Here is a 25,876-nt window from a genome sequence, read left to right as displayed (position 1 = left end):
TATGCCCAATATTCTGATGACCCGTATCGATAACCGCCTGGTGCATGGCCAGGTCGGGGTGACCTGGACTAACACGCTGGGCGCCAATCTGGTGGTGGTGGCCAACGATGACGCCGCTGCCGATCCGGTACAGCAAAACCTGATGGACATGGTGGTAGCCGAAGGCGTGCAGACTCGGTACTTCACCCTGCAAAAAACCATCGACGTGATCCATAAGGCGGCGGATCGGCAAAAGATTTTTCTGGTGTGTAAAACGCCGCAGGACGTATTGACGCTGGTGCGAGGCGGGGTACCCATCACCTTCGTCAACGTTGGCAATATGCACTTCGCCGCAGGAAAACGGCAAATCCACAAAACGGTCTCGGTGGATGACGATGACATTGCCGCCTTTCGTGAGCTGGCGGCGTTGGGCGTAGCCTGCGAGGTGCGCCGGGTGCCGGATGAAGCCGGTGAAGCGATAGGCAAACTGCTCGCTTGAGCGCAGGGGGAAGCATGTTAACTGACGCGTTATTGATTGCATTGCTGGCGGGGTTGGCCGGGGTCGACCTGTTCGACGGCCTGACCCACTTCCACCGCCCGGTAGTGATGGGGCCGCTGGTTGGCCTGATCCTCGGGGATGTCACCACCGGCTTGCTGGTGGGCGGGACGCTGGAACTAGTATGGATGGGCATGGTGCCGCTGGCCGGTGCGCAACCGCCTAACGTGGTGATCGGCGGGGTAGTCGGCACGGCGTTTGCCATCCTCACCAAGGCCGATCCCAAGGTGGCCATTGGCGTGGCGGTGCCGTTCGCCATTGCGGTACAGGGCTGCATCACGCTGCTGTTCACCGCGTTTTCACCCATGATGCACCGCTGCGATCGCATGGTGCAGGAACTGAACTGGCGCGGCGTTGAGCGGGTGAACTACCTCGGCATCAGCATCCTGTTTGTTTTCTACTTTGTGGTGGCGTTTTTGCCGATCTACTTCGGTGCCGATGCGGCCAGTGCCATGGTGCAGAAAGCGCCGACCTGGCTGCTGGATGGGCTGGCGGTGGCGGGTGGCATGATGCCGGCTATCGGCTTCTCACTGCTGATGAAAGTGATGATGAAGAAAACCTACGTGGCGTATTTCATCCTCGGCTTTATTTCGGTGACGTTCCTTAAGCTGCCGATCCTGGCGGTGGCGCTGGGGGCATTGGCGATCGCGCTGATCGATTTCTTTAACAGTCAACGGGCAGATGCGGACGTGACCAGAAAGCCTGTTCAACCGGAGGACGCCGAAGATGGCATTTGATGATTCTGACGATCTGCTGGCGCAAAAGGCAGCAAAACGCCTGGAACAGGCATTGGCCACCAGCCAGGTAGAGCAGGATGACTATGTTGATAGCCAGCCAGCAGAAGCGCTGACGCGTAGCGATATTAACCGCATGGCCTGGCGCTCGCTGCTGCTGCAGGCATCGTTCAACTATGAACGTATGCAGGCCGGTGGTTGGCTGTACACCCTGATCCCTGGCTTGCGCAAGATCCACCGCAATCCTCAGGATCTGGCGAATTCGATGAAGATGCATATGGAGTTTATCAACGTGCATCCCTTCGACGTCACCTTCCTTTCGGGACTGGTGCTGGCGATGGAGCAAAACAAGGAGAAAGTCTCCACCATTCGAGCGGTGAAGGTGGCGCTGATGGGGCCGCTTGGAGGCATTGGCGATGCGCTATTCTGGCTGACGCTGTTGCCGATTTGTGCGGGCATCGGGGCATCTCTGGCGCTGGAAGGCAGCCTGTTCGGGCCGATAGTGTTCCTGCTGTTGTTCAACGTGTTCCACTTCGGGCTGCGCTTTGGGCTGGCGCACTATGGCTATCAGGCGGGCACCAGTGCGCTGACGCTGTTGAAAACCCATACCAAACGAATATCCCATGCGGCGTCAATCGTGGGCATGACGGTCATCGGCGCGCTGGTGGCCTCTTATGTACATCTTTCCACGCCGCTGATCATGCATGCCGGTAAGGCCACCGTGGCGTTGCAAACGGACGTGCTCGATAAGTTGATGCCCAACCTGTTACCGCTGTGTTTCACGTTGCTGGTGTTCTTCCTGATGAAGCGCGGTTTCTCACCGGTGAAACTGATCGGTGTGACGGTGGTGATTGGCGTAGTGGGTAAATTTATCGGTTTACTGTGAGGAAGAGAACATGCCAGGAATTGTCATTACCGGCCACGGCGGTTTCGCCAGTGGCCTGCTACAGGCGGTAGAGCAGGTGGTAGGGGAACAGCCTGCCTGTATCGCGGTGGACTTCCCGGTCCATATGGGGACGGCGGAGCTGAAAGTCGCATTGAGTGCGGCGCTGCAAGCGGTAGAACAAGCGGACGGCGTGGTTTTCCTTACTGATATGCTGGGGGGATCGCCTTTCCGTAGTGCCTGCGAGTTGGCCGATGCGCATGGCAACTGTGAGGTGTTGACCGGGGTGAATATGCAGTTGGCTGCCGAAATGATGCTGGAGCGCGAAGGGCTGAGCCTGATCGAGTTCCGTGACATGGCGCTGGCCTGCGGCAAACGCGGTTTGACCAGCCTGTGGCATGAGCGGCGTAAGGTGAAATGCGCCAACGCCGAGGCTGATGGGATTTGACCCTCACCCCAACCCTCTCCCACAGGGAGAGGGAGTTGATAGCCCCTGCTCTTTTGGCAGTATAGAGATCATATCAGCAACCTCGAGCACTCCTTATCCAAGGTGGATCAGTCGATGCTTATGAAGGGTCACGATACTTTCAGTTAAACTCGATCGGTTCCCTCTCCCTGTGGGAGAGGGTTAGGGTGAGGGGTATGTTGAGGCTAACTCGGTATCGGCAACGGGCTAAGCGCCATCTGGGCCGGGCCATGTTCGTCGCGGCTGAAACGCCAGCAGGTCTGATGATATTTCGCCACGCTGTTGCGGTGTGCCACGCTGACCAGCGTGACCTCCGGCAGTTCGTCAACCAGCAGGCAATACATCAATTGCTCGGTTTCATCATCCAACGCGCTGGTGGCCTCATCCAGGAACAGCACATCCGGGCGGGTAAGGATCGCGCGGGCAAACGCCAACCGCTGCTGCTCGCCCGGTGAAAGCCGATGGCTCCAGTTGGCGCTGGTATCCAGCCAGCGTTGCAGGTGCTTCAGCCGGCAGTTTTCCAGGACTTTCAACAACTGCTCATCGCTGTAGTCTTTATCCTGGTGTGGATAGCTTAGCGCCTCACGCAGCGTACCGATCGGGATATAGCTGCGCTGCGGCAGGAACAGCGTAGTGAGATGTTTATCCAGGCCGATCTCACCAGAACCGTAAGGCCAAATCCCGGCAATCGCACGTAGCAGCGTAGATTTACCACAGCCAGAAGGGCCGACGACCAGCACGCGCTCGCCGCGTTGCAGCGTCATGGTTGCCGCACTTAACAGCGGCTGTCCATCGGGCAACGTCAGGCCAACATCGCGCAGCATTAGCGGTGAGTGGTCTTCCTGTTGCAGGCTGATGCCGCGGGTCAGGTTATGGACTTCGTCCACCGCCGCGTTAAAGCCAGCCAGACGGTTAACGCAGGCTTTCCAGGTGGCCAGATTGGAAAACGCGTCGATAAACCACGACAGCGAGCCTTGCACCTGGCCAAACGCGGAGGAGATCTGCATCAGCCCGCCCATCTGGATCGCACCGGAGAAATAGCGTGGTGCCGCCACCAGCAGCGGAAAGACAATGGCAAACTGGCCGTAGAAGTTGCTGGCGATATTTAGCCGCCGGGTGATACGCATGATCGACCACCAGTTGCTGCGGATGGCTTCAAAGCGGTTACTTAGCTGCTGCTTCTCACGTGGTTCACCGTGATACAGCGCGATGGCATCGTTATTTTCACGGATACGGATCAGCCCGAAACGGAAGTTCGCTTCATAGCGTTCCTGATTAAAACCGAGCATAACCAGCGGCTTGCCGACCCACCAGATCAGCAACGATCCCAGCGCCGCGTACAGCAGGGCAAACCACACCATATAACCGGGCAGGGTAATGGTATGTTGGGCGATCACAAAGGTCATCGGCCCGCTGATATGCCAGAGAATGGTAATAAACGAACAGAGCGTCACCAGGCTGGAGAGCAGGCCGAGCGACAAAGATAAGGTGTACTGGGTCAGGACGTTGAGATCGTCGGAGATACGTTGGTCGGGGTTATCGATAATCTGCTGCTGTTCGGTATGGTAATAGGCCTGATGCGCCAGCCACTTGCCCATAAATTTTTCCGTCATCCAGCGCCGCCAGCGCATCTGTAGGCCCTGGGTCAGATAGATCTTGTAGACCGCCAGCACGATGAAAGCCAACGCCAGATAGGTAAAGCGCCACAGTTGGGCTTTGAATACCGGGTAGTTTTTATTCTGCAGGGCATCATAGAACACTTGGTTCCACTGGTTGATCAGCACGCTGATATAGACCAGCCCCAGGGATAGGCCAACGATGGCGATCAGCATCGCCCAGGCGCGCCATTTTTCTTCCGAAACCCAAAAGGGTTTGATCAACTGCCAGACGGCCCGTTTTTGTGTGGTGCTCGTGTTCATGAAAATCCAGAAGGTATCGTTTTCTTCTAGCATGGGCACGAGGCTGGTAACAAACAAACCGCCACATGTAAGCAGTTTTGACGTGGCTCATTATTTGCAATACAGCGGAGATAAAACGAGCGCAAGAAACGTTGAGTAGCGTAAGGCGAGGGCGTCTTTGGCGCGGCGGCAAATCACAACACATAATGAAATTGTTACAACTATGTTCGGGGCGAACATGTGCTCGCCCCGACAGATTTATTTCACGGCATCTTTCAGCAAGGCTTTCCAGCCTTCAACATTCCCCAAATACTCCTGCACGGGGATCTGGGATAGCCGCCCTTGAGTATCCTCCAGGGCAAAGGTCGGGAAGCCATGCCCTCGGACTTTGGCAAGCAGTGCGCGGCTGTCGGCGATATGCTGTGTCGTTGGCGCGCCGCTGTTCAAACGCATCTCGGCAATAAAGGCAGCAGGATCCAGGCCCAGCTCACTCGCCAGCGCTTCCAACACCGGCGTATCGGCAATACGTCGTCCTTCCCGGTAGTGAGCTTCCTGAATGCGGTGCAGCATATCCAGGCCCCGTCCAGCGAGCTGTTCAGCGGCCAGGATCGCAACGATCGGTGGCTCAGAGTCCATCACCGCCGTGGTGTCACGCAGCAGTCCGTTGAAGTAACCGTCGCCGAAGGGCTGGCCGGTTAGCTCGGCAATCCGTTTATCATGGGGCATCACGTAATTGCGCCATTCCTCGTTGATGGTTCGGCGGGCATTGCCGGTCATCATGCCACCGGCGTGCAGGGCAACGGTCAGGCCCGGAATAGCCTGGGCAGCCTTGGCCAGCGGTGCTGCACCGTAACACCAGCCGCACAGCGGATCGAAAATGTAATGCAGGGTCGTCATGTTTTTGCTCCTACCGCTTTACTGCGGCCACTTCATTTCGCCTTTCAGCACTTTGGCGCTCAGTTCCAGGCTAGAACCATCTTGCAGCTTTGGATAGTGCTGCTGCATGGCCGCGATCAGTTCCGCGGAATTCTTGGTTTTTGGCAACTCACTTTCCAGCGTGGTCAGGTAATTGTGGGTAAAGGTCACCGACTCCAGCGTTTGCGCCGCTCCCGGCAGGAAGTGCCCCGGAACCACTACCTGCGGTTTCAGCGCCTTGATGCTTTCCAGCGTTTGCTGCCAATGAGCGCGTGACTCGATGGTCTGATTATCCGCAATCCACGGATGAATATTGTCACCGGCTACCGGCACACCACCCACCACGGCTTTCAACGATGGGATCCACACAAAGGTGCGGTCTGGCGTTGGGCCATTGAGGCCTTTCACTTCGACCTGCTGGCCATCGATGCTAAAGCTGCTGCCCTGCAACGGCTGCGGCACGATCACGGTTTTCGGTGCATTCTCCTTCAGGATGGGGCCCCAATAGGCGAGTTTACCTGCCTGGGTCGCATTGATCGCTTTGATCGTTTCCGGTGAAGCAATGATAGTTGCTTCTGGGAAGGCGGCTTTGATCACGTCCAGGCCGAAATAGAAATCCGGATCCGAATGGCTGATGTAGACCGTGGTCAGCTTCTTACCGGTGGCCTTGATCTTTTTCACCAGTTCCTGCGCGTCGTTACGCTGGAATTGGGCATCGATCAGCGCCACTTCGTGTGGGCCGCTGACAATCTCGGAGGAGACCGGGAATACGCTCTTTTCGCCAGGGTTATACACTTCCAGGGTCAACGTATTAGCTGCATTGGCGAAGGTGCTGAATGAAACGAAGCCGGTTACGGCCAGGGTCAGTAATGATTTCTTAAACATGTGCAGGTGCCTTTTAGGTATTTGTTGTCGTTGGCCAGATGATAGGTTGCATAGAACGAGAGAAAAACCGGATAATAAGCAATTATTAATTGCGTAAATCGAGCGAATCATGGATCGCATTACCGCTGCAGAGGTTTTTGTCACTATCGTCGAACGCGGCAGCATGATTGCGGCTGCGGATACCCTGGCGATGTCGCGGGCTATGGTGACGCGCTATCTGGCGCAGATGGAACAATGGGCTGGCGCACGGCTGTTGCACCGTACTACGCGTAGGCTCAGCCTGACCGATGCCGGGGAGCGCACCTTGGAACGTTGCCGCCAAATGCTGGCGGTAGCGAAAGATATCGATCTGGTCGAAAATGAGCAGAGTGATGATTTACGCGGCCTGTTACGCATCAGTTGCTCGCAATCGCTCGGCCAAACGGCGCTGGTGGGGGCGGTGGCGCAGTACCTGAAACGTCATCCTCAGGTTGCTGTGGACCTGCAAATGGATAACCGGGCGGTCAATCTGGTGGAAGAACGGATCGATCTGGCGCTACGCATCACCAATGAGTTGGATCCTAATCTGATTGCTCGGCCGCTTTCCAACTGCGCTTCGGTGATCTGCGCGTCTCCAGCCTATCTGGCCGCTCATGGCACCCCGCGTCACCCGCAAGATTTAGCTCTGCACAACTGCCTGACCTACTCCTACTTTGGTAAAAGCCTGTGGCACTTTGATGAGCAGGGTGTGAAGTCGGCGGTGGCAGTCAGCGGTAACCTCAGCGCCAACGAGTCGGTGGTGCTGTTGGCAGGAACGCTGCAAGGAGCGGGGATTTCCATGCAGCCTTACTATTCCGCTGCGCCACTGTTGGCAAAGGGGGAGTTGGTGGAACTGTTACCGGGGTATCTGTCACAAACGATGGGGATCTACGGCATTTACACTTCGCGCCGCCAAATGCCCGCCACGTTGCGCACCATGCTGGACTTCCTGGTGGAATGGTTTGCCACCGATCCTGGCTGGCGTGCCACGCTGCGTTAGCGTTGGATCACGGAAGCCAGGCGGGCGGGCAACTGTTGCGCCTGCTGCTGCAAGTGCTGCACAAAGGCCGTGACCAGCGCGGAAGAGGGGCGGTGCAGCGGGCGGATCAGGCTCACGGTAAATGGCACCTCGACGCTGAAGGGCCGCACATGAACGCCATTATTGGCGTAATCCAACGCGGTCAGTGGGTTGACGATCGAGATGCCGACTCCGGCCTTGACCATCGCACAGACCGAGGCGGCGCTGTGGGTCTCCATCACCATCCGGCGCTCGATGCCTTGCTCATGGAACAATGCATCCAGCAGTTGCCGATAGCTGTCGGTGCTCGACAGACTGATAAAGTTTTCTGCGTTGAAGTCCTGCGGCGTCAGCGTGCTTTTCGCAAGCATTGGGTGCCCGGCAGGCAGCACACACACTTCATTCATCGTCAGCAGCGTCATGCGCTCGGTGCCAGCGGGCGTCAGGGTATTCTCCGTCAGGCCCAGATCGTGGCGCTGTGCCGAAAGCCATTCTTCCAGCAATGGTGACTCCTGTGGGATCACACTGAAGCTCACTTCCGGGTAACGATCGACAAAAGGTTTGCACACGGCAGGCAGCAGCGATTGGGAAAACACCGGCAGACAGGCAATGGAAAGCTGCGCCTGCTGGAATTGCCGGATACCTGCCGCTGCATTCTTGATGCGATCCAGGCCGTAATAAGAACGCTGCACTTCTTCAAACAGCCGCAAACCTTGCACTGTGGGGTAAAGACGGCCACGTACGCGGTCAAACAGTTGCAGCTGGATCAGCTTCTCGAAGCGGGCCAGTTCGCGGCTGACGGTCGGTTGTGAAGTTTGCAGCAGCGCCGCCGCCTCGGTCAGATTTCCGGTGGTCATCACCGCGTGAAAAATTTCAATCTGGCGTAGGGTAATGGCGTACATGGCGAAACTCCACGGAGAGGGAAAGCCATATCATAAATGAATAGACTATGGCGAAATAGATATTTTTCACACCGAGGCTGCTGCGGCATGATGGTGGAAAATTTGATTATGGGAACCGAACCATGCCACGCGCCTTGAACGACACCTCTACCGCCCTGAACGCCGCCAATCTGCTGGCGCTGCCCCCACGCTTTGGTTGCCCGGTCTGGGCCTATGATGCAGATATCATCAGCCAGCGTATCAGCCAGTTGCAGCACTTTGACGTGATCCGTTTTGCCCAGAAAGCCTGCTCGAATATTCATATTCTGCGCCTGATGCGCGAGCAGGGCGTCAAGGTGGATTCGGTGTCGCTGGGTGAGATTGAGCGCGCGTTAAAAGCCGGTTTTGAGCCGGGTGGCGAGGATATCGTATTTACCGCAGATGTGCTGGATCACGCCACGCTGGCGCGCGTCAGCGAATTGAAAATCCCGGTCAACGCTGGTTCTATCGATATGCTGGAACAGCTTGGTCAGGTGTCTGCCGGGCATCCGGTGTGGCTACGTATCAATCCTGGTTTTGGCCACGGCCATAGCCAGAAAACCAATACCGGCGGTGAAAACAGCAAGCACGGTATCTGGTATGCCGATCTGCCGCAGGCGGTCGCCAAGGTGCAGCAATACGGACTGAAACTGATCGGGCTGCATATGCACATCGGTTCCGGGGTGGATTACCAGCACCTGGAGCGCGTGTGTGATGCCATGGTGCAGCAGGTGATTGCACTGGGGCAGGACATTACGGCGATTTCCGCCGGTGGCGGCCTTTCTATCCCTTATCAGCAAGGGGAAGAGGCGATTAATACCGAACACTATTACGGCCTGTGGAACCGTGCACGTGAGCGAGTTGCCGCACATCTGGGCCATCCGGTGAAGTTGGAAATCGAGCCGGGGCGTTTCCTGATGGCGGAAGCGGGCGTGTTGGTGGCCGAAGTGCGTTCGGTAAAACAGATGGGCAGCCGCCACTTTGTCCTGGTAGACGCTGGGTTCAACGATCTGATGCGCCCGGCGATGTATGGCAGCTATCACCATATCTCCCTACTGCCTGCCGACGGCCGCAATACTGATCATCAATCGCTGCAAGACACCGTGATTGCCGGGCCGCTGTGTGAGTCAGGTGATGTGTTTACCCAGCAGGCGGGTGGCGGTATTGAAACCCGTCCGTTGCCGCAGGTGCGGGTCGGGGATTATCTGGTGTTCCATGACACCGGGGCCTATGGCTCGTCGATGTCCTCCAACTACAACAGTCGCCCGCTGCTGCCGGAAGTACTGTTTGAAAACGGTGAGCCTCGGCTGATCCGTCGCCGTCAGACGATTGAAGAATTGATCGGGCTGGAGTTAATTTAAGCGTAGGGGCCAGGTACCACGGACTCACGCAGTTTTAACTCACCGACAAACGGCGTTAGCGGTTGTAGCGCTTCGCCGTTGATCAGACGCAGGGCTTGGGCGATCGCCGCTTCGATCATCGCGTCGATCGGCAGGTAGACGGTGGACAACGCCGGTTGCAGATAGGCGGCGCTTGGCTCATCGTCGAAACCAAACAGCGAAACGTCCTCAGGCAGGCGTTTGCCAGCCTGGTGCAGGGCCTTCATCGCACCGATGGCCATATCATCGTTGCTGGCAAACAGCGCGCTGAAGGAGTTGCTGCTAGCCAGCAGTGCCTTACAACTGAGGTATCCGCCGGGTACACTGCTATCACCGTTGGTGATCAAGGCATCATTGAACGCAACCTGGTGGCGTTCCAACGCCTGACGATAACCCGCCAAGCGGGATTGGGCGGTGGGGGTATCAATAGGCCCGGTGATGCAGGCGATCTCACGGTGCCCTTGACGGATCAGGTAATCCACCACGTTGAAGGCGGCCTGTTGCTGTTCGAAGAACACGCAGCGTTCACGGGCCTGCGGCAGATCGCGGTTAATGATCATCACCGGAACCGGCAGGTCTTCCAGCAGCTCCATCAGGGCGCTTTCGCTCATAAAGCGGGTGTACAGGATAATCGCGTCGCAGCGGCGATCCGCCAGCAGCCGTACCGCCTGCAATTCATCTTCTGGCGTGTCGTGGCCGTCGGTGACGATCAGGTGCTTGCCGCTGGCCTCGACCAGTTTGGCGGCCTGGCGCAGCAAACGGCCAAAGTAGGGGCCGTCAAAATTGGACACTACCAGCCCAATGCTGTTGGAGCTTTTATTGGCCAGCGATTGGGCGAGAAAGTTCGGCCGGTAGCCCAGCTCATCCATTGCCTTGAACACCGCATCACGCGTGCTCTTCTTCACCTGGCCGGTGCCATTTAAAACGCGGGAAACCGTCGCTTTGGACACCCCCGCGCGCATGGAAACATCCAACATGGTGATCATCAATGGCTACCCTCTTTTAACGTCCGCTGCGGTAAATAGTGCAGAGTCTAGCATAGGGTGAGATCGGCTCGAACATGTTCGACCCCTACAAATTCAGCAACCTATGTTGTTGGGGCACCCATGCATTGATTGGCGTAAACTGACGGTGCTGGCATTAAGGCATTTTTCAGAGGGGATTAGCGTGTTTCGTATTGTGCATCTGGCGGACTATCCGCAGCATCAGCAACAGGTTATCGACTGGCAGTGGCAGGCGTTTGGCAGCGAAAACAGCCGGGAATTCTTTGCCAGCGTGGTGGCCAGCAGCCTGCGGCATGAAGGTTTGCCGATCACCTTTATCGCCCTGTTGGATGACCAGCCGGTAGGCACCGTGGGGCTGTGGCGCTGTGATTTGATCAGCCGCCAGGATTTAACGCCGTGGCTGGCCGCGCTTTACGTTGAAGAGAGCCAGCGCGGCAGCGGGCTGGGGTTGCAGCTCCAGCAATATGTGCAGGAGTACAGCCGCCGGGCCGGGTTCAAGGAGCTGTATCTGTATGCCGAGTTTAGCGGGTATTACGAACGCCATGGCTGGCAGCACATCGGCGAGGCGCTGGAGTACCCGGATCGCCCCGTGCGCCTATACCACCGCCGGCTAGATTAGCTCTGATCGAAAGCGTTATTGATGCTGGCGACCGAATGGCGGCGGACCAGCGTCGGGCTGAACATATTGGTGATCTCCGGTAGCGGCTGGTTGTTGGCCAACGCTAATGCCAGCTCTGCTGCTTGCGTTGCCATCGCCACCACCGGGTAGCGGATAGTGGTCAGGCGTGGGCGCAGATAGCGGGAAATCAGCACGTCGTCAAAACCAATCAGCGAAATCTGGCCAGGAACGTCCACGCTGTTATCACTGAGCACCGAAAGCGCCCCGGCGGCCATCGGATCGTTATAGCAGGTGATGGCGGTAAACTGCTTACCACGGCCCAGCAACTCGGTCATGGCCTGCTCGCCGCCAATCTCATCCGGCTTGCCGTAGGCAACCAGCTTCTCATCCACCGCAATACCGTGTTCTTCCAATGCATCCAGGTAGCCCTGCAATCGATCGGCAGCATCTGAAATCTGATGGTTGGAGCAGATGAAGGCGATCCGCTGGTGGCCCTGCTGGATCAGATGGCGGGTAGCCAGCCAGGCACCGTAACGATCGTCAAGCGCTACGCAGCGGGGCTCAAACCCAGGTAGCGTTCGGTTGATCAGCACCATGCCTGGGATTTGGCGCATCCAGACGGTCAGCTCATCGTCGGTCAGCTTCTTGGCATGCACCACCAAGGCCGCACAGCGATGGCGCACCAGTTGCTCAATGGCCTGGCGCTCTTTTTCGGCATTGTGGTAACCGTTACCAATCAGCAGAAAATTATGCGTGGCGTAGGCCACCTGCTCCACGGCTTTTACCATGGCACCAAAGAAGGGATCGGAAACGTCAGAGACAATCAGGCCCAGGGTTTCGGTGGATTGCTGTGCCAGCGCACGGGCATTGGCGTTGGGGTGATACTGCAATCCTTCCATGGCGGCCAGCACGGCGGTTCGTGAACTTTCGCTGGCTTTTGGGGAGTTATTTATTACGCGGGACACCGTGGCGACGGAAACACCCGCCAGCCTGGCAACATCCTTAATCGTGGCCATATCTGCAACACTTCCTGGGTAATCGCTTACATCCCTCAGTTTTGCGGAAAAAATCGCGCGCCGCAAGGGCTGGTATCGCTAACTTGTGGTGAGCGTTGCATTTATGGCTTTTAAATTCACCTTTTCACCCCAAGCGGATCCAGGGTTAACGGGCGCAATGTGCGGTGCCCCAACGATCCGGGTTGGTTGAGGTTTTTCAATAGTTTCAAAACCATGTCTATCAAAGGAAAAACTACATCGCTGGTTACACTTTGCGCCGGACTGTTGCGATTGGCCGCTGGCGAGAGTTTGGCGTGGCGGGGTAAATTGACTGTCCCAGAGGTATTGATTGGTGAGCAATCGGCATACTCTGTATGTTGAAGCCATTTTCAATTGCACCAACCTACGCGGATGCGTAGGTTTTTTTTTGCCTGCCGTATAGTATTCTTCCTCAGACAATTTTTAAGGCCATCAACCCCGAGGGAGAGTGGGATGATATATACCGTGTTACGTGCACTGTTTCGCCTGTTGTTTCGTGTTCGTGTCGAAGGCGACGCCAGGTATTTTGAGCAGCAGAAACTGCTGATCACCCCGAATCACGTTTCTTTCATGGATGGCGCGCTGCTGGCGTTGTTCTTACCGATCAAACCGGTGTTTGCCGTTTACTCCAGCATTTCCGAACGTTGGTTTATGCGCTGGTTGAAGCCTTATATCGATTTTGTGCCACTGGATCCCACCAAACCGATGGCCATCAAGCATCTGGTGCGCATGGTTGAACAGGGCAGGCCGATCGTGGTATTCCCGGAAGGGCGCATTACGGTGACCGGTTCATTGATGAAGGTCTACGACGGGGCGGCCTTTATCGCCGCCAAATCTGGCGCCACCATCGTGCCGGTACGTATCGATGGCCCGGAGTTCAGCGTGTTTGGCCGTATGGCCGGGGTGTATAAACTCCGCGCCTTCCCACAGACCACCATCAGCATTCTACCGCCAACCACTTTACCGATGCCAGACGCGCCAAAAGCCAGTCAACGCCGGCAGTTGGCCGGTGACAGGCTGCATCAGATCATGATGCAGGCGCGCATGGATACCCTCAAACCGCAAACCCTGTTCGGCGCGCTGTTGGCCGCACAGCATCGTTATGGGCGCTTCAAGCCCTGCATCGAAGACATAGGTTTCAAGGAAGACAGCTATCATACGCTGCTTAAAAAATCGCTGGGCGTCAGCCGCATCCTGGAGCGCTTTACCGCGCCGAAAGAGCATGTTGGCCTGCTGTTGCCCAATGCCACTATTACCGCTGCCGCCATCTTTGGCGCTTCATTGCGGGGCCGTATTCCGGCGATGCTCAATTACACCGCCGGTGTGAACGGGCTGAAAAGCGCGATGACCGCGGCCACCATTAAAACCATCGTCACCTCGCGCCAGTTCCTGGAAAAGGGCAAGTTGACTCACCTGCCAGAGCAGGTGCCGGAAGCCAATTGGGTTTATCTGGAAGATTTGAAAGATACCGTCACCCGCGACGATAAGCTGTGGATCCTGCGTCACCTGTTCCAGCCACAAAAGGCCATGGTGCCGCAGCAGCCAGAAGATGCGGCGCTGATCCTGTTTACCTCCGGCTCGGAAGGCCATCCCAAGGGCGTGGTGCATTCCCATGCCAGCCTGTTGGCGAACGTGGAGCAGATCCGAACCATTGCGGATTTCACCCCGCGCGATCGCTTTATGTCCTCGCTGCCGCTGTTCCACTCTTTCGGCCTGACGGTTGGGTTGATCACCCCGTTGATGACCGGTAGCCGGGTATTCCTCTACCCAAGCCCACTGCATTATCGCGTGGTGCCGGAGCTGGTCTATGACCGTAACTGCACCGTGCTGTTTGGGACAGCGACCTTCCTCAACAACTACGCCCGTTTCGCCCATCCTTACGATTTTGCCCGTCTGCGCTATGTCGTGGCCGGGGCCGAGAAGCTGGCCGAAAGCACCAAACAGATTTATCAGGACAAATACGGCATCCGCATTTTAGAAGGCTACGGCGTCACTGAGTGTGCTCCGGTAGTGTCGATCAACGTGCCTCTGGCGGCCAAAGTTGGCACCGTAGGCCGCATTATGCCGCAGATGGAAGCACGTTTGATTAAGATGGCCGGGATCGATAACGGTGGCCGTTTGCAATTGAAAGGCCCGAACATCATGAAGGGCTACCTGCGGGTTGAACGCCCAGGCGAACTGGAAACTCCGGCAGCCGAGGACGAAAACGGCGTGTTGCAAGCTGGCTGGTACGATACCGGTGATATTGTCAGCTTCGACGAACAGGGCTATTGCACCATTCGTGGCCGCGTGAAGCGCTTTGCCAAACTGGCGGGGGAAATGATCTCGCTGGAGAGCGTGGAACAGTTGGCCGTGCGCCTGTCGCCGGAAGGGCTGCATGCGGCCACGGTGAAAAGCGACAGCAGCAAAGGCGAAGCGCTGGTGTTGTTCACCAACGACGCCAGCATTACCCGTGATAGCTTGCTGCGGGTGGCTCGTGAGCAGGGCACCCCGGAGCTGGCGGTGCCGCGTGATATTCGCCTGGTGAAGGCGTTGCCGTTACTGGGCAGCGGCAAACCGGATTTCGTTACTTTGCGCCAAATGGCTGAACAGCCGGAGAAGGCATCATGAATGCAACTGATTCCCCACTGCTGTCACGTTCGATGATCGCGGTGATCTGTGCCCAGTTTCTCTCGGCCTTCGGCGATAACGCCTTGCTGTTTGCTACCCTGGCGCTGATCAAACAGCAAATGTACCCCGATTGGAGCCAACCGATACTGCAAATGGCCTTCGTGGCCACCTATATCATCCTGGCTCCGTTTGTCGGCCAAATTGCCGACAGCTTCTCCAAAGGCCGGGTGATGATGGTCGCCAACGGCTTGAAGCTGGCCGGTGCGCTGGTGATCTGCTTTGGGCTGAACCCGTTCCTGGGCTATACCCTGGTCGGCATCGGGGCGGCGGCTTATTCACCGGCGAAGTACGGCATCCTGGGTGAGATCACCAGCGGCGATAAGCTGGTGAAGGCCAATGGGCTGATGGAAGCTTCCACCATTGCCGCCATCCTTGTGGGCTCGGTAGCCGGTGGCCTGCTGGCAGACTGGCATATTGTAGCTGCACTGGCGGTGTGTGCCGTGGTTTACGGCGCGGCAGTCGTTGCCAACCTGTACATCCCGCGCTTGCCTGTTGCCCATAAGGTGGCCTCCTGGCACCCACGCGTCATGGGGAGCACTTTCTTCAACGCTTGCGTGGTGCTGTGGCGCGATGGGCAAACCCGTTTCTCACTGATTGGTACCAGCCTGTTCTGGGGCGCTGGGGTTACCCTGCGCTTCCTGCTGGTGCTGTGGGTGCCGGTGGCGCTGGGCATTAGCGATAACGCCACGCCAACCATGCTCAACGCGATGGTGGCAATAGGTATCGTGGTCGGGGCCGGGGCGGCAGCCCGCTTTGTGACGCTGGAAACGGTTAAGCGTTGTATGCCTGCCGGGATCCTGATCGGCATCGCCGTAGCCTTCTTTGCCGTGCAAACCAGCATGCTGAATGCTTATGGCGTGCTGCTGGTGATTGGTGTGCTGGGTGGTTTCTTTGTGGTGCCGCTGAATGCGCTGTTGCAAGAGCGGGGCAAACGCTCCGTTGGGGCGGGGAATGCCATTGCGGTACAGAACCTGGGTGAAAACACCGCCATGCTGCTGATGCTTGGCCTCTACTCTTCGGTGGTCAAATTAGGTGTGCCGGTGATCGGCGTCGGGATCGGTTTTGGCGTCGTGTTCGGCCTTGCCATCACCGTCCTGTGGATATCTCAATTCCGCTCCAAAGCCTAACGGTTTGATACATAGGGGCACAGCATGCTGTGCCCCTATAGTCTTTATGGTGCTGGAATGGTGAAGCGGCTGTGGATCTCTTCCAGAGCCTGCAACACTTCCTCGTTCAACACCACGTCAAAACTGTCGATATTTATCTTCAACTGCTCCAGCGTGGTGGCACCCAGCAAGGTGCTGGCAACGAACGGCTGCTGGCGCACGAATGCCAATGCCATCTGTGAAGGGTCCAGACCGTGCTTTTTCGCCAGCGCCACGTATTCGGCGATCGCCGCCTGGCTCTGGGCTGAAGAGTAGCGGGTAAAGCGGCTGAACAGTGTGTTGCGTGCCCCGGCCGGTTTGGCACCGTTGAGGTATTTGCCGGACAGCGTACCGAAGGCCAGGCTGGAATAGGCTAACAGTTCGATACCCTCATGTTGGCTGATCTCCGCCAGACCAATCTCAAAGCTGCGGTTTAACAGGCTGTAGGGGTTCTGGATCGAGACGATACGCGGTAGTTCGTGTTTTTCTGCCAGTTGCAGGTAGCGCATCACGCCCCAAGGGGTTTCGTTAGAGACGCCGATATAGCGAATTTTGCCGGCCCGGACCTGCTCGGTTAACGCTTCCAGAGTTTCCAACAGCGGGATGGTGGCTTTCTCATCGGTGTACTGATAATTGAGCTTGCCGAAACAGTTGGTGGTGCGCTGCGGCCAGTGTAGCTGGTACAGATCCAGATAATCGGTGTTTAACCGTTTCAGGCTGGCATCCAGGGCAGCGCGGATATTTTTGCGATCTAACGCCTGCTGTGGGCGGATCCCAGCGTCATTACCCCGGATCGGCCCGGAGACCTTGCTTGCCAGCACGATTTTATCGCGGTTGCCGCGCGCTTTGATCCAACTGCCAATGTATTGCTCTGTCAGCCCCTGGGTTTCCGGGCGCGGTGGCACTGGATACATCTCTGCGGTATCAATCAGGTTGATGCCAGCGGCTAATGCATAATCCAGCTGTGCGTGGGCATCGGCTTCGCTGTTTTGTTCGCCAAAGGTCATGGTGCCCAGTCCCAGCACGCTCACTTCTAAAGAACTGTGGGGAATACGGTGGTATTGCATTAACGGCCTTCCTTCAATGTTAGCGCTTACGGGCGTGATGCCCGGTAAAACAGCAGCCAGAGATCCAACGGCGTAACACGCCTTACTTGACTATAACCAAGCTAAGAAGATGGTGAAAGTGGAATATAACAGCCGAGGGCAGGGCTAATCCCCTGATTGATAATCCGTCAGGGGTCAGGAAGATGCGGGGGCTGGGATTAACGCTCGATAACCTGCGAGACCTGATCGCCGTTAATCTGACGCTGCTTGCCTTGCTCGTCCTGATAGCTGATCAGGCCGGTATCCTTATCGATTTTAGGCTTACCCTGCGTGAGGATCATATTGCCATCTTTGGTGGCCATCACATAGTCGCTGGAACAGCCTGCTAATCCGGCGACCATCATCAGGGCGGAAATAGCCATTACCCACTTTTTCATGCCGAACACCTTATATACCTAGAATAATTGTCCTAATAGAGTAGCAAACTCTGCCAAAGATGGCTTTCGGACGTATCCCATCTGTGTAAGGAGAAATGACGGTGAAATCAGGATGCGCAGGGCTAATCAAAGCGTAAAGTGCCTGGCCAGCAGCGCCCGGGTGAAGTTTTTCTTCAGATAGAAGCCGCGCGGCAAGGTGAGGATCGGTTGGCCCTGTTCGCCGGTGGCTTCGGTCAGTGCCTTGTTGTTGGCCGCTTTTGGCCGCAGCTGTAGCACTTCGCCATGGCGGGCAGTGATCCGCTCAACCTGGCCGAGCACGATAAGATCCATCAGTTCTTCCCAATCCCGGCGCAGCATCTCGGTTTCTTCCTGATTGGGCTGCCACAGCAGCGGGGAACCTACGCGGCGCTGTGCCAATGGGATTTGTCGTTCACCCTCCACCGGGATCCACAGCACGCGTGCCAGTTTGTGGCGTACGTGGCTGCTTTCCCAAGTGACGCCGCTATTGCCTGTCAGCGGGGCTACGCAGACGAAAGTGGTTTCCAGCGGGTTACCGGCGGCGTCGACCGGGATGGTTTTCAACTCAATGCCCAGCTCTGGGAAATCCTGTTCAGGCTTGCTGCCCGCCATGGCACCCAGATAGAGCTCCAGCAGCATGCCGACCCAACCTTTATCCCGTTTGAGATCCTTGGGAATGCTGACCTGCGCACGAGCTGCCAGTTCACCAAGGTTAAAGCCAGCCAGCGCCTGGGCACGGGCTAATAATTGCTGCTCGTTTTCTGGCGGCAGCGGGGATAAACACGCCATAAATCAGACCTATGCATTATGGTTAAAAAATGTACCGAATTTACTCACAGCCTTAAAAGGGAAAAGCAGGCTGGGGAAAACAACAATAGTAGCATGATTTTGCATGACTTTTTGGCTACCCCATCGCGGTAGAAAAATTTCATCGCGGGGTTGTGCACCTGTAGCCACCGACAATAAACAGGATCTTACACCTATTTATCCACAGATTTCTGGGATAACCCAACTTTTTGCCGATCACTGGTTTGATTTACAGCCTTGACGCGGGGCATTTTTTACGAATTTGGCGGTTTTATAGGTCACTGGGTATAATAATCTGTGGATAAAATCCGCATTGGTGGATCTTTCGCCAGAGAAAGATCCAAAGCGTGCATAGATCACATTTTTACCCTGTTCATAACTGTGTTTAAGTCATTATTGCATTGTATTTAAAGGAATAATAAAAAATTAAAAATACGGCGGATTTTAAGTTCAATTGAGTTTTCCCGGCTTATCCCTAGAGTTCTTCACACACCTATCCACAGAAAAAGTGAATAAAACCGCCCTCCAACCTCGTTACATGTTTATAACTTTGCCATTATCTGTGAGTTATCCCAATGTTATCCGAGCGACAGCGCTGCAAAGCAGTGGTTTACCGCCTGTGGCTTGTGTGAAACAATCAGGTTATCAATACGAATTTATGCTTATCGAGGTAGTCCGGTGATCGATGATGATGGCTACCGCCCGAATGTTGGTATCGTAATCTGTAATCGTCAGGGGCAGGTCCTATGGGCCCGCCGTTACGGTCAGCACTCCTGGCAGTTTCCCCAAGGGGGAATAAACCCTGGCGAAACGCCTGAGCAGGCGATGTACCGTGAGCTGTTCGAAGAAGTGGGGCTGAGTAAAAAGGATGTGCGTATCCTGGCCTCAACCCGCAACTGGTTGCGCTATAAATTGCCAAAACGTTTGGTGCGTTGGGACACAAAGCCGGTTTGTATCGGCCAAAAGCAGAAATGGTTTCTGCTGCAGTTAATGTGCAATGACGCGGATATCAACATGCAGCGCAGCAGTACGCCGGAGTTTGACGGCTGGCGCTGGGTGAGCTTCTGGTATCCGGTGCGCCAGGTGGTGTCGTTTAAACGCGACGTGTACCGCCGGGTTATGAAAGAGTTTGCCGCAACCGTCATGCCTATGCAGGAACTGGCAGCGCAGCGGCAGCCTCCTGCTTATCGCCGAAAGAGAGGTTAAGTCAAACCGACTATGCTCACGCGCTTGCGAGAAATTGTTGAGAAAGTGGCCGCGGCGGCCAGTCTGACAGATGCGCTGGATCTTTTGGTCAATGAAACCTGTCTGGCGATGGACACCGAAGTTTGCTCCATCTATCTGGCAGACAACGACCGCCGCTGTTATTACCTGATGGCGACGCGCGGGTTGAAAAAGCCCCGTGGGCGAACTATCGCCCTGGCCTTTGACGAAGGCATCGTCGGCCTGGTCGGGCGGCGGGCAGAGCCGATCAACCTGGCGGATGCCCAAAGCCATCCCAGCTTCAAATATATTCCGCAGGTCAAAGAGGATCGTTTCCGATCCTTCCTTGGCGTGCCGATCATTCATCGCCGCCAGTTGCTTGGCGTGTTGGTGGTGCAGCAACGTGAACTGCGCCAGTTTGACGAAAGCGAAGAATCCTTCATGGTTACCCTGGCCACCCAAATGGCCGGGATCCTCTCGTTATCACAGCTAAACGCCATTTTTGGCCAGTATCGCCAGACCCGCATTCGGGCGCTGGCTGCGGCTCCTGGCGTGGCAGTGGCGGAGGGGTGGTTAGATAGCAGCCAACCTTCACTTGATCAGGTGTATAAAGCCTCCACGCTGGATACCGTCAGCGAGCGTGAACGCCTGACACAGGCGTTGGAAGAGGCTGGGGCAGAGTTCCGCCGCTTCAGTAAGCGTTTTAGCGCCAGCTCGCAAAAAGAGAGCGCGGCGATCTTCGATCTCTATTCCCACCTGCTCAACGATGCTCGCCTCAAACGTGAACTGTACGCGGAGATCGATGCCGGTTCGGTGGCCGAATGGGCGGTAAAACAGGTAATTGAAGCCTTCGCTGCCCAGTTTGCTACTTTACAAGATACCTATATGCGCGAGCGTGCCAGCGATCTGCGTGCGCTTGGCCAACGTCTGCTGTTCCACCTCGACGATACCACCCAAGGGGCCAGCCAATGGCCAGCCCGATTTGTGCTGGTCGCCGATGAGCTGACGGCAACCCTGTTGGCCGAAGTGCCGCAGGATCGCCTGGCTGGCGTGGTAGTGCGGGACGGTGCCGCCAACTCCCATGCCGCGATCCTGGTGCGGGCCATGGGCGTGCCAACGGTGATGGGGGCGGACATCCAGCCTGCGCTGTTGGCCCAGCGAATGCTGATTGTTGATGGCTATCGCGGCGAGCTGCTGGTCGATCCGGAACCGGTGCTGGTGAAGGAATACCAACGTCTGATCAGCGAAGAGCAGGAGCTCAGCAAGCTGGCAGAAGACGACGTTGAACAGCCCGCAGAGCTGAAAAGCGGTGAGCGGATCCAGGTGATGCTGAACGCTGGCCTTAGCCCGGAACATGAACAACTGCTGGGTGCGCGCGTGGACGGCGTTGGCCTGTACCGCACCGAGATCCCGTTCATGCTGCAAAGTGGCTTCCCGTCGGAAGAGGAGCAGGTGGCGCAATATCAGGGCATGCTGCAACTCTTCTATCCGCACAAGCCGGTGACGCTGCGTACGCTGGATATCGGCGCTGATAAACAGTTGCCCTACATGCCGATCAGCGAGGAAAACCCGTGCCTCGGTTGGCGGGGGATCCGTATTACGCTGGATCAGCCAGAAATCTTCCTGATCCAGGTGCGCGCCATGCTGCGTGCCAATGCGGGAACCGGCAATCTGGGGATCCTGTTGCCGATGATCACCAGCCTGGAAGAGATCGACGAGGCCAAGCGCCTGATCGATCGCGCCGGGCGAGAAGTGGAAGAGATGCTGGGATACGACATTCCCAAGCCGCGGATTGGCGTCATGCTGGAAGTGCCGTCGATGATCTTCCTGATCCCTTATCTGGCCGCACGCGTCGATTTTGTCTCGGTAGGAACCAACGATTTAACCCAGTATCTGCTGGCGGTGGATCGTAATAATACCCGCGTTGCTTCGCTGTACGACAGCCTGCATCCAGCCATGTTGCAGGTGCTGAAATTGATCATCGATCAGGGGACGGCGGCCGGGCTGCATGTCAGCCTGTGCGGTGAACTGGCGGGAGACCCGATGGGTGCTCTGCTGCTGGTGGGTATGGGTTACCGCAATCTGAGCATGAACGGGCGCAGCGTCGCACGGATCAAATATCTGTTGCGCCATATCGAACTTGAAGACGCGCAAGGATTGGCCAAGCGGGTATTGAGTGCCCAGATGACCACCGAGGTTCGCCACCAGGTAGCGGCGTTTATGGAACGGCGTGGCATGGGGGGGCTGATCCGCGGTGGCCGTTGATTAGGCGTTGTCCAGCCCGTTAAGCGTTGACCTATTTTTTTACAGAACTTTTCCCTGCCGGCAAGCCCGGACGTGGTTAAGCCTATGTTATGATGCGCCATCTCAATGCGGTGCTCCCGTTGCACGGGCTTTGCACCGCGTTTGGCACCTGCCGCCCCCGCTTGGGGATGAATAACAGACATATTGTGGTGATAGATGAGCACTAGCTATCTGGCGTTTCCAAAATTTGATCCGGTGATTTTCTCTATCGGCCCGGTCTCTTTGCACTGGTACGGTTTGATGTACCTGGTTGGCTTTGTTTTTGCCATGTGGTTGGCGGTACGCCGCGCGAACAAGCCCGGCAGCGGTTGGACCAAAGACGAAGTGGAAAACATGCTGTATGCCGGTTTCCTTGGGGTCTTTATCGGTGGCCGTGTCGGTTACGTGCTGTTCTACAACCTGCCGCTGTTCCTGGATAACCCGCTCTACCTGTTCAAAGTCTGGGATGGCGGTATGTCATTCCACGGCGGCCTGATTGGCGTGATCGCGGTGATGCTGTGGTTTGCCCGTCGCACCAAGCGCAACTTCTTCCAGGTTTCTGATTTTATTGCCCCACTGATCCCGTTTGGTCTGGGCGCTGGCCGCCTGGGTAACTTTATCAACGGCGAGCTGTGGGGGCGTGTTACTACCAATACACCTTGGGCGATGCTGTTCCCAAGCTCGCGTCCGGAAGATATCGCCATCGCTGCCGCCAATCCTCAACTGCTGCCGCTGCTCAACGAATATGGCGTGTTGCCACGTCATCCGTCGCAGCTGTATGAAATGGTGCTGGAAGGCATCGTGCTGTTTATCATTCTGAACCTGTTCATCCGCAAACCTCGTCCGATGGGAGCCGTTTCGGGCCTGTTCCTGATTGGCTATGGCACGTTCCGTATTATCGTCGAGGCGTTCCGCCAGCCGGATGCCCAGCTTGGCCTGTTTGACGGGGTGATCAGCATGGGGCAAATCCTGTCCGTGCCGATGGTGCTCGCCGGTATTATTATGATGATCTGGGCGTATCGTCGTCGTCCACAGCAACAACAGTCGTGAGGAAAAATGAAACAGTATCTGGATTTGATGAACAAAGTGCTCGCCGAGGGCACCCCTAAAGCCGACCGTACCGGCACTGGCACGTTGTCGATTTTCGGCCACCAGATGCGTTTCAACCTGCAGGAAGGTTTCCCGTTGGTGACCACCAAGAAATGCCACCTGCGGTCGATCATTCATGAGCTGCTGTGGTTCCTGAACGGCGATACCAACGTGGCGTATCTGCGCGAAAACAACGTCAGCATCTGGGACGAATGGGCTGATGAAAACGGCGATCTTGGCCCGGTCTATGGCAAGCAATGGCGTGCCTGGGGCGCGGCAGATGGTCGCGAGATTGACCAGCTAAGCACCGTGTTGCAACAGCTGAAACAGGATCCGGATTCTCGCCGTATTATTGTTTCTGCGTGGAACGTGGGTGAGCTGGATAAGATGGCTCTGGCACCGTGCCATGCCTTCTTCCAGTTCTATGTGGCGGACGGCAAACTCTCTTGCCAGCTGTATCAGCGCTCGTGCGACGTGTTCCTCGGCCTGCCGTTCAATATTGCCAGCTATGCGTTGCTGGTGCATATGATGGCGCAACAGTGCGATCTGGAAGTGGGCGATTTTGTCTGGACCGGTGGTGATACCCATCTTTACAGCAACCACATGGAGCAGACGCAGCTGCAATTAACCCGCGAGCCGCGTGCGTTGCCGAAGCTGGTGATCAAACGCAAGCCAGCCTCGCTGTTTGATTATCGTTTTGAAGACTTTGAGATTGAAGGCTACGATCCGCACCCGCCGATCAAGGCTCCTGTCGCTATCTGATTTGCTGAGGGCCGTATCCGGCCCTCTTTCTTACGCCTACTGAAAGTAGGCGCGCCGCATGCTGCGCTCGTGCTGCATTGCCAAAAATGCGAAGCCGTACTCAACTTCCCCCAGCTTGTTACCTGCTAACTAAAAATTCTGCGTATCATTTGCCAGCCTGAGAAAAGGTGCCTTTCATCGTGCCTCTGGCTGATTACACTCGCCGTATGAACCGATATAAAAATAGCCCCGAACACCAGCAAGGCTTGACGCTGATCGAACTGATGATCGTGATGGTGCTGGCGGGGATGCTGACCTCTTGGGGGGGTAGCCAGTGGCATCATTATCAACAGGCGCTACGGCTTGAGCAGACCGCCCAGCAACTGCTGGCATTCTTAACGCGCTTACAGGCCGATGCCAACTGGCATAACCGCAACGCGTTATTGTGGTTTCGGCCTGGGAAAATCTGGTGCATAGGCAGCGGCCCGCAGGTGGCACCTTGTAGTGCATTGGCGGACCGGGTCTTTACCCCAGAACACCTGAATGTGGAGTTACAAGGTTATACCCAAAAGGAGATGGGATTTTATGGGGTGCGCAACAATGCGCAGGCCGGGCATATCCTGCTGGGCAATCCGGCTGGCCGCATACGTCTGGTGCTGTCTGCCAAAGGGCGGCTGCGGTTGTGCAGCGAAGAAACTGCCATCCGGAGCCTGCCCTTATGCGAACCCTAGAACAAGGTTTTACCCTGCCGGAGGTGCTGCTGGCGATGACATTCGGCAGCCTGATTGCATTGGCGGCGGCGAAAACCTTACCGATGCTGCGTCAGCAGACGGTTGATATGGGCCGTCATTATCGGTTGGATCTGGTGTTGCGCCAGTTGGCTTTCGGGATTGAAAAGGATCTGCGCCGCAGCGGATTTTGTGCCGGGCAGTGTCAGGGGCGCTCGTTGCTGATTGGCCATGCAGCGGGGGAAGCGCCGGGCAGCTGTGTGATCGTGGCCTACGATCTTAACCGCAATGGCAACTGGGACAGCGGTGGCGATGCCGAGTATTTTGGTTACCGCCTGCGGGCTGGCGGGCTGGAGGGGCAAAGCGGCGTGACCCAGTGCCAGGGCAGCGGCTGGGAACGCTTGCTGGATCAGGAAGAGGTACGGATTGAGTCTTTTTCTGTCAGCCAGATTGCGGGACGCGATGGCAAGTCCTTGATGTTGTTTACCCTAAGTGGCCGCTCAACGGTGCGGGCAAATATAGAACGCCGCCTGGAGTGGGCGGTTAGCATGGAGGCACCCTAGAGATGGATAGGCAGCAGGGGGGCAGCACGTTGGCTGCGGTGATGTTGTTGCTGGTGATGGGGCTGATGCTGCTCACCGCCCAGCAGCGGCAATTGGACAGTGCGCTACTGCTGGCCGTCGATCAGCAGCGCTATCTGCGGGCCTACAACCAGGCGGCTTCGGCCCTAAACTGGGGGCTGGCGCAGCCGTGGCCACGGGAGTCTCTGCAGGCGAACCACTGGTCCTGTCAGCGGCTAAGCGGTGAGGCTTTGCAAGCCTGCGCCCGGCTATCAGCCCGTACCGGTCTGGTAATGGTGCGTGGGGCTGGAGATGTTGCGGGAGCGGAGCCCTTGTGGCTATACCAACTGGCTACACAGCAAGGCGGGGCTGGTGGCTATCTGCTGAAAGCGCAAAAAGGCGGCTGGCTGGATTTTTGTCCTGAAAAGCGGGAAAGCGACTGTGCTGAATAAACCAGCTGGCCGGCGAACTCAACGGGGTTTCAGCCTGCCCGAAGTGTTGATCGCGGCATTGTTGTTCGCCGTCTCGCTGCTCGGGCTGTTACACTATCAGCAGGTGATGTTGCAGGCATTTCAACGGCAGTGGCAATATCGACAGGCCTGGTCGCTGGCGCACCAACAGCTGGAAATATTCAGTGCCGGTGCCGAAATAAGCCATGCCATATCGCTACCGCCTAATTGGCACTACCAAGTCGAAACCCGCCAAGCGCAAGGCTCATGCCTGCGGCGTACGGTGAAGATACAAACGCCGCTGCACCAACAGATTGAACTCAGTCGCTGGTATTGCGGGCAGTAGCACGGGGTGTTGTGCCACCTCAGACTCTTTTGGTCGAGATGTTCTC

General features: G+C 56.6%; 26 protein-coding genes. 17 read left to right on the top strand and 9 right to left on the bottom strand.

Annotation, left to right across the window (positions count from 1 at the left end):
* Nucleotide 1 precedes the first annotated feature (1 nt).
* From agaV to agaF, 4 genes are read left to right on the top strand one after another with little or no spacing between them, the layout of a single operon-like run.
* A complete protein-coding gene (gene agaV, locus KGP17_RS21480) occupies nucleotides 2-478 on the top strand; it encodes a PTS N-acetylgalactosamine transporter subunit IIB (protein ID WP_166733256.1) in 477 nt (158 codons plus the stop codon).
* A 14-nt stretch (nucleotides 479-492) separates the two neighbouring features.
* Complete coding sequence (gene agaW / locus KGP17_RS21475; protein WP_021179850.1) at nucleotides 493-1,272, top strand: PTS N-acetylgalactosamine transporter subunit IIC; 780 nt, start codon at nucleotides 493-495, stop codon at nucleotides 1,270-1,272.
* On the top strand, nucleotides 1,262-2,155 hold the full coding sequence (locus tag KGP17_RS21470; RefSeq protein WP_024485029.1) for a PTS system mannose/fructose/sorbose family transporter subunit IID: 894 nt from the start codon (nucleotides 1,262-1,264) through the stop codon (nucleotides 2,153-2,155). The genes agaW and KGP17_RS21470 overlap by 11 nt, the downstream gene beginning before the upstream one ends.
* 10 nt (nucleotides 2,156-2,165) lie before the next feature.
* Nucleotides 2,166-2,600, top strand: coding sequence for a PTS galactosamine/N-acetylgalactosamine transporter subunit IIA (gene agaF, locus KGP17_RS21465; RefSeq protein WP_094981498.1), 435 nt, complete (start codon nucleotides 2,166-2,168; stop codon nucleotides 2,598-2,600).
* A gap of 203 nt (nucleotides 2,601-2,803) precedes the next feature.
* Here the strand turns inward: agaF and KGP17_RS21460 are convergent, their stop codons facing one another.
* The 3 genes from KGP17_RS21460 to KGP17_RS21450 form a co-directional block, all read right to left on the bottom strand.
* Nucleotides 2,804-4,537, bottom strand: a complete 1,734-nt coding sequence (locus KGP17_RS21460) for an ABC transporter ATP-binding protein/permease (protein ID WP_021806147.1) — start codon at nucleotides 4,535-4,537, stop codon at nucleotides 2,804-2,806.
* A 237-nt stretch (nucleotides 4,538-4,774) separates the two neighbouring features.
* Entirely contained in the window at nucleotides 4,775-5,413 is a 639-nt protein-coding gene (locus KGP17_RS21455; RefSeq protein WP_218518952.1) for a DsbA family protein, read from the bottom strand.
* 18 nt (nucleotides 5,414-5,431) lie between these two features.
* Complete coding sequence (locus KGP17_RS21450) at nucleotides 5,432-6,316, bottom strand: MBL fold metallo-hydrolase (protein ID WP_021806145.1); 885 nt, start codon at nucleotides 6,314-6,316, stop codon at nucleotides 5,432-5,434.
* A 109-nt stretch (nucleotides 6,317-6,425) separates the two neighbouring features.
* Between KGP17_RS21450 and KGP17_RS21445 the strand changes: the two genes are divergently transcribed.
* Nucleotides 6,426-7,334, top strand: a complete 909-nt coding sequence (locus KGP17_RS21445) for a LysR family transcriptional regulator (protein ID WP_021179856.1) — start codon at nucleotides 6,426-6,428, stop codon at nucleotides 7,332-7,334.
* On the opposite strand, the gene KGP17_RS21440 is transcribed toward KGP17_RS21445, so the two are convergent.
* Nucleotides 7,331-8,254 (bottom strand): LysR family transcriptional regulator, encoded by a 924-nt coding sequence (locus KGP17_RS21440; protein WP_209522713.1) that lies wholly within the window; start codon nucleotides 8,252-8,254, stop codon nucleotides 7,331-7,333. The two genes, KGP17_RS21445 and KGP17_RS21440, sit on opposite strands and share 4 nt — an antisense overlap.
* 122 nt (nucleotides 8,255-8,376) lie before the next feature.
* Here KGP17_RS21440 and lysA point away from each other — a divergent pair, with 122 nt between their 5' ends.
* Nucleotides 8,377-9,633 (top strand): diaminopimelate decarboxylase, encoded by a 1,257-nt coding sequence (gene lysA, locus KGP17_RS21435; protein WP_115159697.1) that lies wholly within the window; start codon nucleotides 8,377-8,379, stop codon nucleotides 9,631-9,633.
* Here lysA and KGP17_RS21430 read toward each other — a convergent pair.
* Nucleotides 9,630-10,637 carry a LacI family DNA-binding transcriptional regulator gene (locus KGP17_RS21430; RefSeq protein WP_223498291.1) on the bottom strand — a complete coding sequence of 336 codons (1,008 nt, stop codon included), beginning with the start codon at nucleotides 10,635-10,637 and terminating at the stop codon, nucleotides 9,630-9,632. The genes lysA and KGP17_RS21430 overlap by 4 nt on opposite strands.
* Before the next feature lie 181 nt (nucleotides 10,638-10,818).
* On the opposite strand from KGP17_RS21430, the gene KGP17_RS21425 reads away from it, so the two are divergent.
* Nucleotides 10,819-11,274 carry a GNAT family N-acetyltransferase gene (locus KGP17_RS21425; protein ID WP_223498290.1) on the top strand — a complete coding sequence of 152 codons (456 nt, stop codon included), beginning with the start codon at nucleotides 10,819-10,821 and terminating at the stop codon, nucleotides 11,272-11,274.
* Here the strand turns inward: KGP17_RS21425 and galR are convergent.
* Entirely contained in the window at nucleotides 11,271-12,290 is a 1,020-nt protein-coding gene (gene galR, locus KGP17_RS21420) for an HTH-type transcriptional regulator GalR (RefSeq protein WP_021179861.1), read from the bottom strand. The genes KGP17_RS21425 and galR overlap by 4 nt on opposite strands.
* 471 nt (nucleotides 12,291-12,761) lie before the next feature.
* On the opposite strand from galR, the gene aas reads away from it, so the two are divergent.
* Complete coding sequence (aas, locus tag KGP17_RS21415) at nucleotides 12,762-14,918, top strand: bifunctional acyl-ACP--phospholipid O-acyltransferase/long-chain-fatty-acid--ACP ligase (protein WP_223498289.1); 2,157 nt, start codon at nucleotides 12,762-12,764, stop codon at nucleotides 14,916-14,918.
* Entirely contained in the window at nucleotides 14,915-16,105 is a 1,191-nt protein-coding gene (gene lplT / locus KGP17_RS21410) for a lysophospholipid transporter LplT (protein WP_059201660.1), read from the top strand. The genes aas and lplT overlap by 4 nt, the downstream gene beginning before the upstream one ends.
* A gap of 44 nt (nucleotides 16,106-16,149) precedes the next feature.
* Here lplT and KGP17_RS21405 read toward each other — a convergent pair whose 3' ends face one another.
* The 3 genes from KGP17_RS21405 to mutH form a co-directional block, all read right to left on the bottom strand.
* Complete coding sequence (locus KGP17_RS21405; RefSeq protein WP_021179864.1) at nucleotides 16,150-17,190, bottom strand: NADP(H)-dependent aldo-keto reductase; 1,041 nt, start codon at nucleotides 17,188-17,190, stop codon at nucleotides 16,150-16,152.
* A gap of 197 nt (nucleotides 17,191-17,387) precedes the next feature.
* Nucleotides 17,388-17,606 carry a YgdI/YgdR family lipoprotein gene (locus KGP17_RS21400; RefSeq protein WP_059201658.1) on the bottom strand — a complete coding sequence of 73 codons (219 nt, stop codon included), beginning with the start codon at nucleotides 17,604-17,606 and terminating at the stop codon, nucleotides 17,388-17,390.
* A gap of 126 nt (nucleotides 17,607-17,732) precedes the next feature.
* Complete coding sequence (gene mutH, locus KGP17_RS21395) at nucleotides 17,733-18,413, bottom strand: DNA mismatch repair endonuclease MutH (RefSeq protein ID WP_021806136.1); 681 nt, start codon at nucleotides 18,411-18,413, stop codon at nucleotides 17,733-17,735.
* A 696-nt stretch (nucleotides 18,414-19,109) separates the two neighbouring features.
* Here mutH and rppH point away from each other — a divergent pair.
* The 8 genes from rppH (at nucleotide 19,110) to KGP17_RS21355 (ending at nucleotide 25,830) form a co-directional block, all read left to right on the top strand.
* Complete coding sequence (gene rppH, locus KGP17_RS21390) at nucleotides 19,110-19,637, top strand: RNA pyrophosphohydrolase (RefSeq protein WP_021179868.1); 528 nt, start codon at nucleotides 19,110-19,112, stop codon at nucleotides 19,635-19,637.
* A 12-nt stretch (nucleotides 19,638-19,649) separates the two neighbouring features.
* A complete protein-coding gene (gene ptsP / locus KGP17_RS21385; RefSeq protein WP_021806133.1) occupies nucleotides 19,650-21,899 on the top strand; it encodes a phosphoenolpyruvate--protein phosphotransferase in 2,250 nt (749 codons plus the stop codon).
* 195 nt (nucleotides 21,900-22,094) lie between these two features.
* Complete coding sequence (gene lgt / locus KGP17_RS21380; protein ID WP_021179871.1) at nucleotides 22,095-22,967, top strand: prolipoprotein diacylglyceryl transferase; 873 nt, start codon at nucleotides 22,095-22,097, stop codon at nucleotides 22,965-22,967.
* Nucleotides 22,968-22,973: 6 nt separating this feature from the next.
* Entirely contained in the window at nucleotides 22,974-23,768 is a 795-nt protein-coding gene (thyA, locus tag KGP17_RS21375; protein WP_021179872.1) for a thymidylate synthase, read from the top strand.
* 206 nt (nucleotides 23,769-23,974) lie between these two features.
* Entirely contained in the window at nucleotides 23,975-24,478 is a 504-nt protein-coding gene (locus KGP17_RS21370; protein WP_209554735.1) for a prepilin peptidase-dependent protein, read from the top strand.
* Nucleotides 24,466-25,038: a prepilin peptidase-dependent protein gene (locus KGP17_RS21365; protein WP_209554730.1), complete on the top strand. Its 573-nt coding sequence runs from the start codon at nucleotides 24,466-24,468 to the stop codon at nucleotides 25,036-25,038. The genes KGP17_RS21370 and KGP17_RS21365 overlap by 13 nt, the downstream gene beginning before the upstream one ends.
* Before the next feature lie 2 nt (nucleotides 25,039-25,040).
* Nucleotides 25,041-25,487, top strand: a complete 447-nt coding sequence (locus tag KGP17_RS21360; protein ID WP_209554731.1) for a YgdB family protein — start codon at nucleotides 25,041-25,043, stop codon at nucleotides 25,485-25,487.
* Complete coding sequence (locus tag KGP17_RS21355) at nucleotides 25,477-25,830, top strand: prepilin-type N-terminal cleavage/methylation domain-containing protein (RefSeq protein ID WP_021806129.1); 354 nt, start codon at nucleotides 25,477-25,479, stop codon at nucleotides 25,828-25,830. The genes KGP17_RS21360 and KGP17_RS21355 overlap by 11 nt, the downstream gene beginning before the upstream one ends.
* Nucleotides 25,831-25,876: the final 46 nt, after the last annotated feature.

The organism is Serratia sp. JSRIV001 (assembly GCF_019968745.1).
In the GTDB taxonomy this organism is placed as follows: domain Bacteria; phylum Pseudomonadota; class Gammaproteobacteria; order Enterobacterales; family Enterobacteriaceae; genus Chania; species Chania fonticola_B.
This window is presented reverse-complemented; position numbering and strand designations above follow the sequence as displayed.

Coding starts and splice junctions, on each gene's coding strand:
- agaV (WP_166733256.1), top strand. CDS start 2: ATGCCCAATATTCTGATGACCCGTATCGATAACCGCCTGGTGCATGGC.
- agaW (WP_021179850.1), top strand. CDS start 493: ATGTTAACTGACGCGTTATTGATTGCATTGCTGGCGGGGTTGGCCGGG.
- KGP17_RS21470 (WP_024485029.1), top strand. CDS start 1,262: ATGGCATTTGATGATTCTGACGATCTGCTGGCGCAAAAGGCAGCAAAA.
- agaF (WP_094981498.1), top strand. CDS start 2,166: ATGCCAGGAATTGTCATTACCGGCCACGGCGGTTTCGCCAGTGGCCTG.
- KGP17_RS21460 (WP_021806147.1), bottom strand. CDS start 4,537: ATGAACACGAGCACCACACAAAAACGGGCCGTCTGGCAGTTGATCAAA.
- KGP17_RS21455 (WP_218518952.1), bottom strand. CDS start 5,413: ATGACGACCCTGCATTACATTTTCGATCCGCTGTGCGGCTGGTGTTAC.
- KGP17_RS21450 (WP_021806145.1), bottom strand. CDS start 6,316: ATGTTTAAGAAATCATTACTGACCCTGGCCGTAACCGGCTTCGTTTCA.
- KGP17_RS21445 (WP_021179856.1), top strand. CDS start 6,426: ATGGATCGCATTACCGCTGCAGAGGTTTTTGTCACTATCGTCGAACGC.
- KGP17_RS21440 (WP_209522713.1), bottom strand. CDS start 8,254: ATGTACGCCATTACCCTACGCCAGATTGAAATTTTTCACGCGGTGATG.
- lysA (WP_115159697.1), top strand. CDS start 8,377: ATGCCACGCGCCTTGAACGACACCTCTACCGCCCTGAACGCCGCCAAT.
- KGP17_RS21430 (WP_223498291.1), bottom strand. CDS start 10,637: ATGATCACCATGTTGGATGTTTCCATGCGCGCGGGGGTGTCCAAAGCG.
- galR (WP_021179861.1), bottom strand. CDS start 12,290: ATGGCCACGATTAAGGATGTTGCCAGGCTGGCGGGTGTTTCCGTCGCC.
- aas (WP_223498289.1), top strand. CDS start 12,762: ATGATATATACCGTGTTACGTGCACTGTTTCGCCTGTTGTTTCGTGTT.
- lplT (WP_059201660.1), top strand. CDS start 14,915: ATGAATGCAACTGATTCCCCACTGCTGTCACGTTCGATGATCGCGGTG.
- KGP17_RS21405 (WP_021179864.1), bottom strand. CDS start 17,190: ATGCAATACCACCGTATTCCCCACAGTTCTTTAGAAGTGAGCGTGCTG.
- KGP17_RS21400 (WP_059201658.1), bottom strand. CDS start 17,606: ATGAAAAAGTGGGTAATGGCTATTTCCGCCCTGATGATGGTCGCCGGA.
- mutH (WP_021806136.1), bottom strand. CDS start 18,413: ATGGCGTGTTTATCCCCGCTGCCGCCAGAAAACGAGCAGCAATTATTA.
- ptsP (WP_021806133.1), top strand. CDS start 19,650: ATGCTCACGCGCTTGCGAGAAATTGTTGAGAAAGTGGCCGCGGCGGCC.
- lgt (WP_021179871.1), top strand. CDS start 22,095: ATGAGCACTAGCTATCTGGCGTTTCCAAAATTTGATCCGGTGATTTTC.
- thyA (WP_021179872.1), top strand. CDS start 22,974: ATGAAACAGTATCTGGATTTGATGAACAAAGTGCTCGCCGAGGGCACC.
- KGP17_RS21370 (WP_209554735.1), top strand. CDS start 23,975: ATGAACCGATATAAAAATAGCCCCGAACACCAGCAAGGCTTGACGCTG.
- KGP17_RS21365 (WP_209554730.1), top strand. CDS start 24,466: ATGCGAACCCTAGAACAAGGTTTTACCCTGCCGGAGGTGCTGCTGGCG.
- KGP17_RS21360 (WP_209554731.1), top strand. CDS start 25,041: ATGGATAGGCAGCAGGGGGGCAGCACGTTGGCTGCGGTGATGTTGTTG.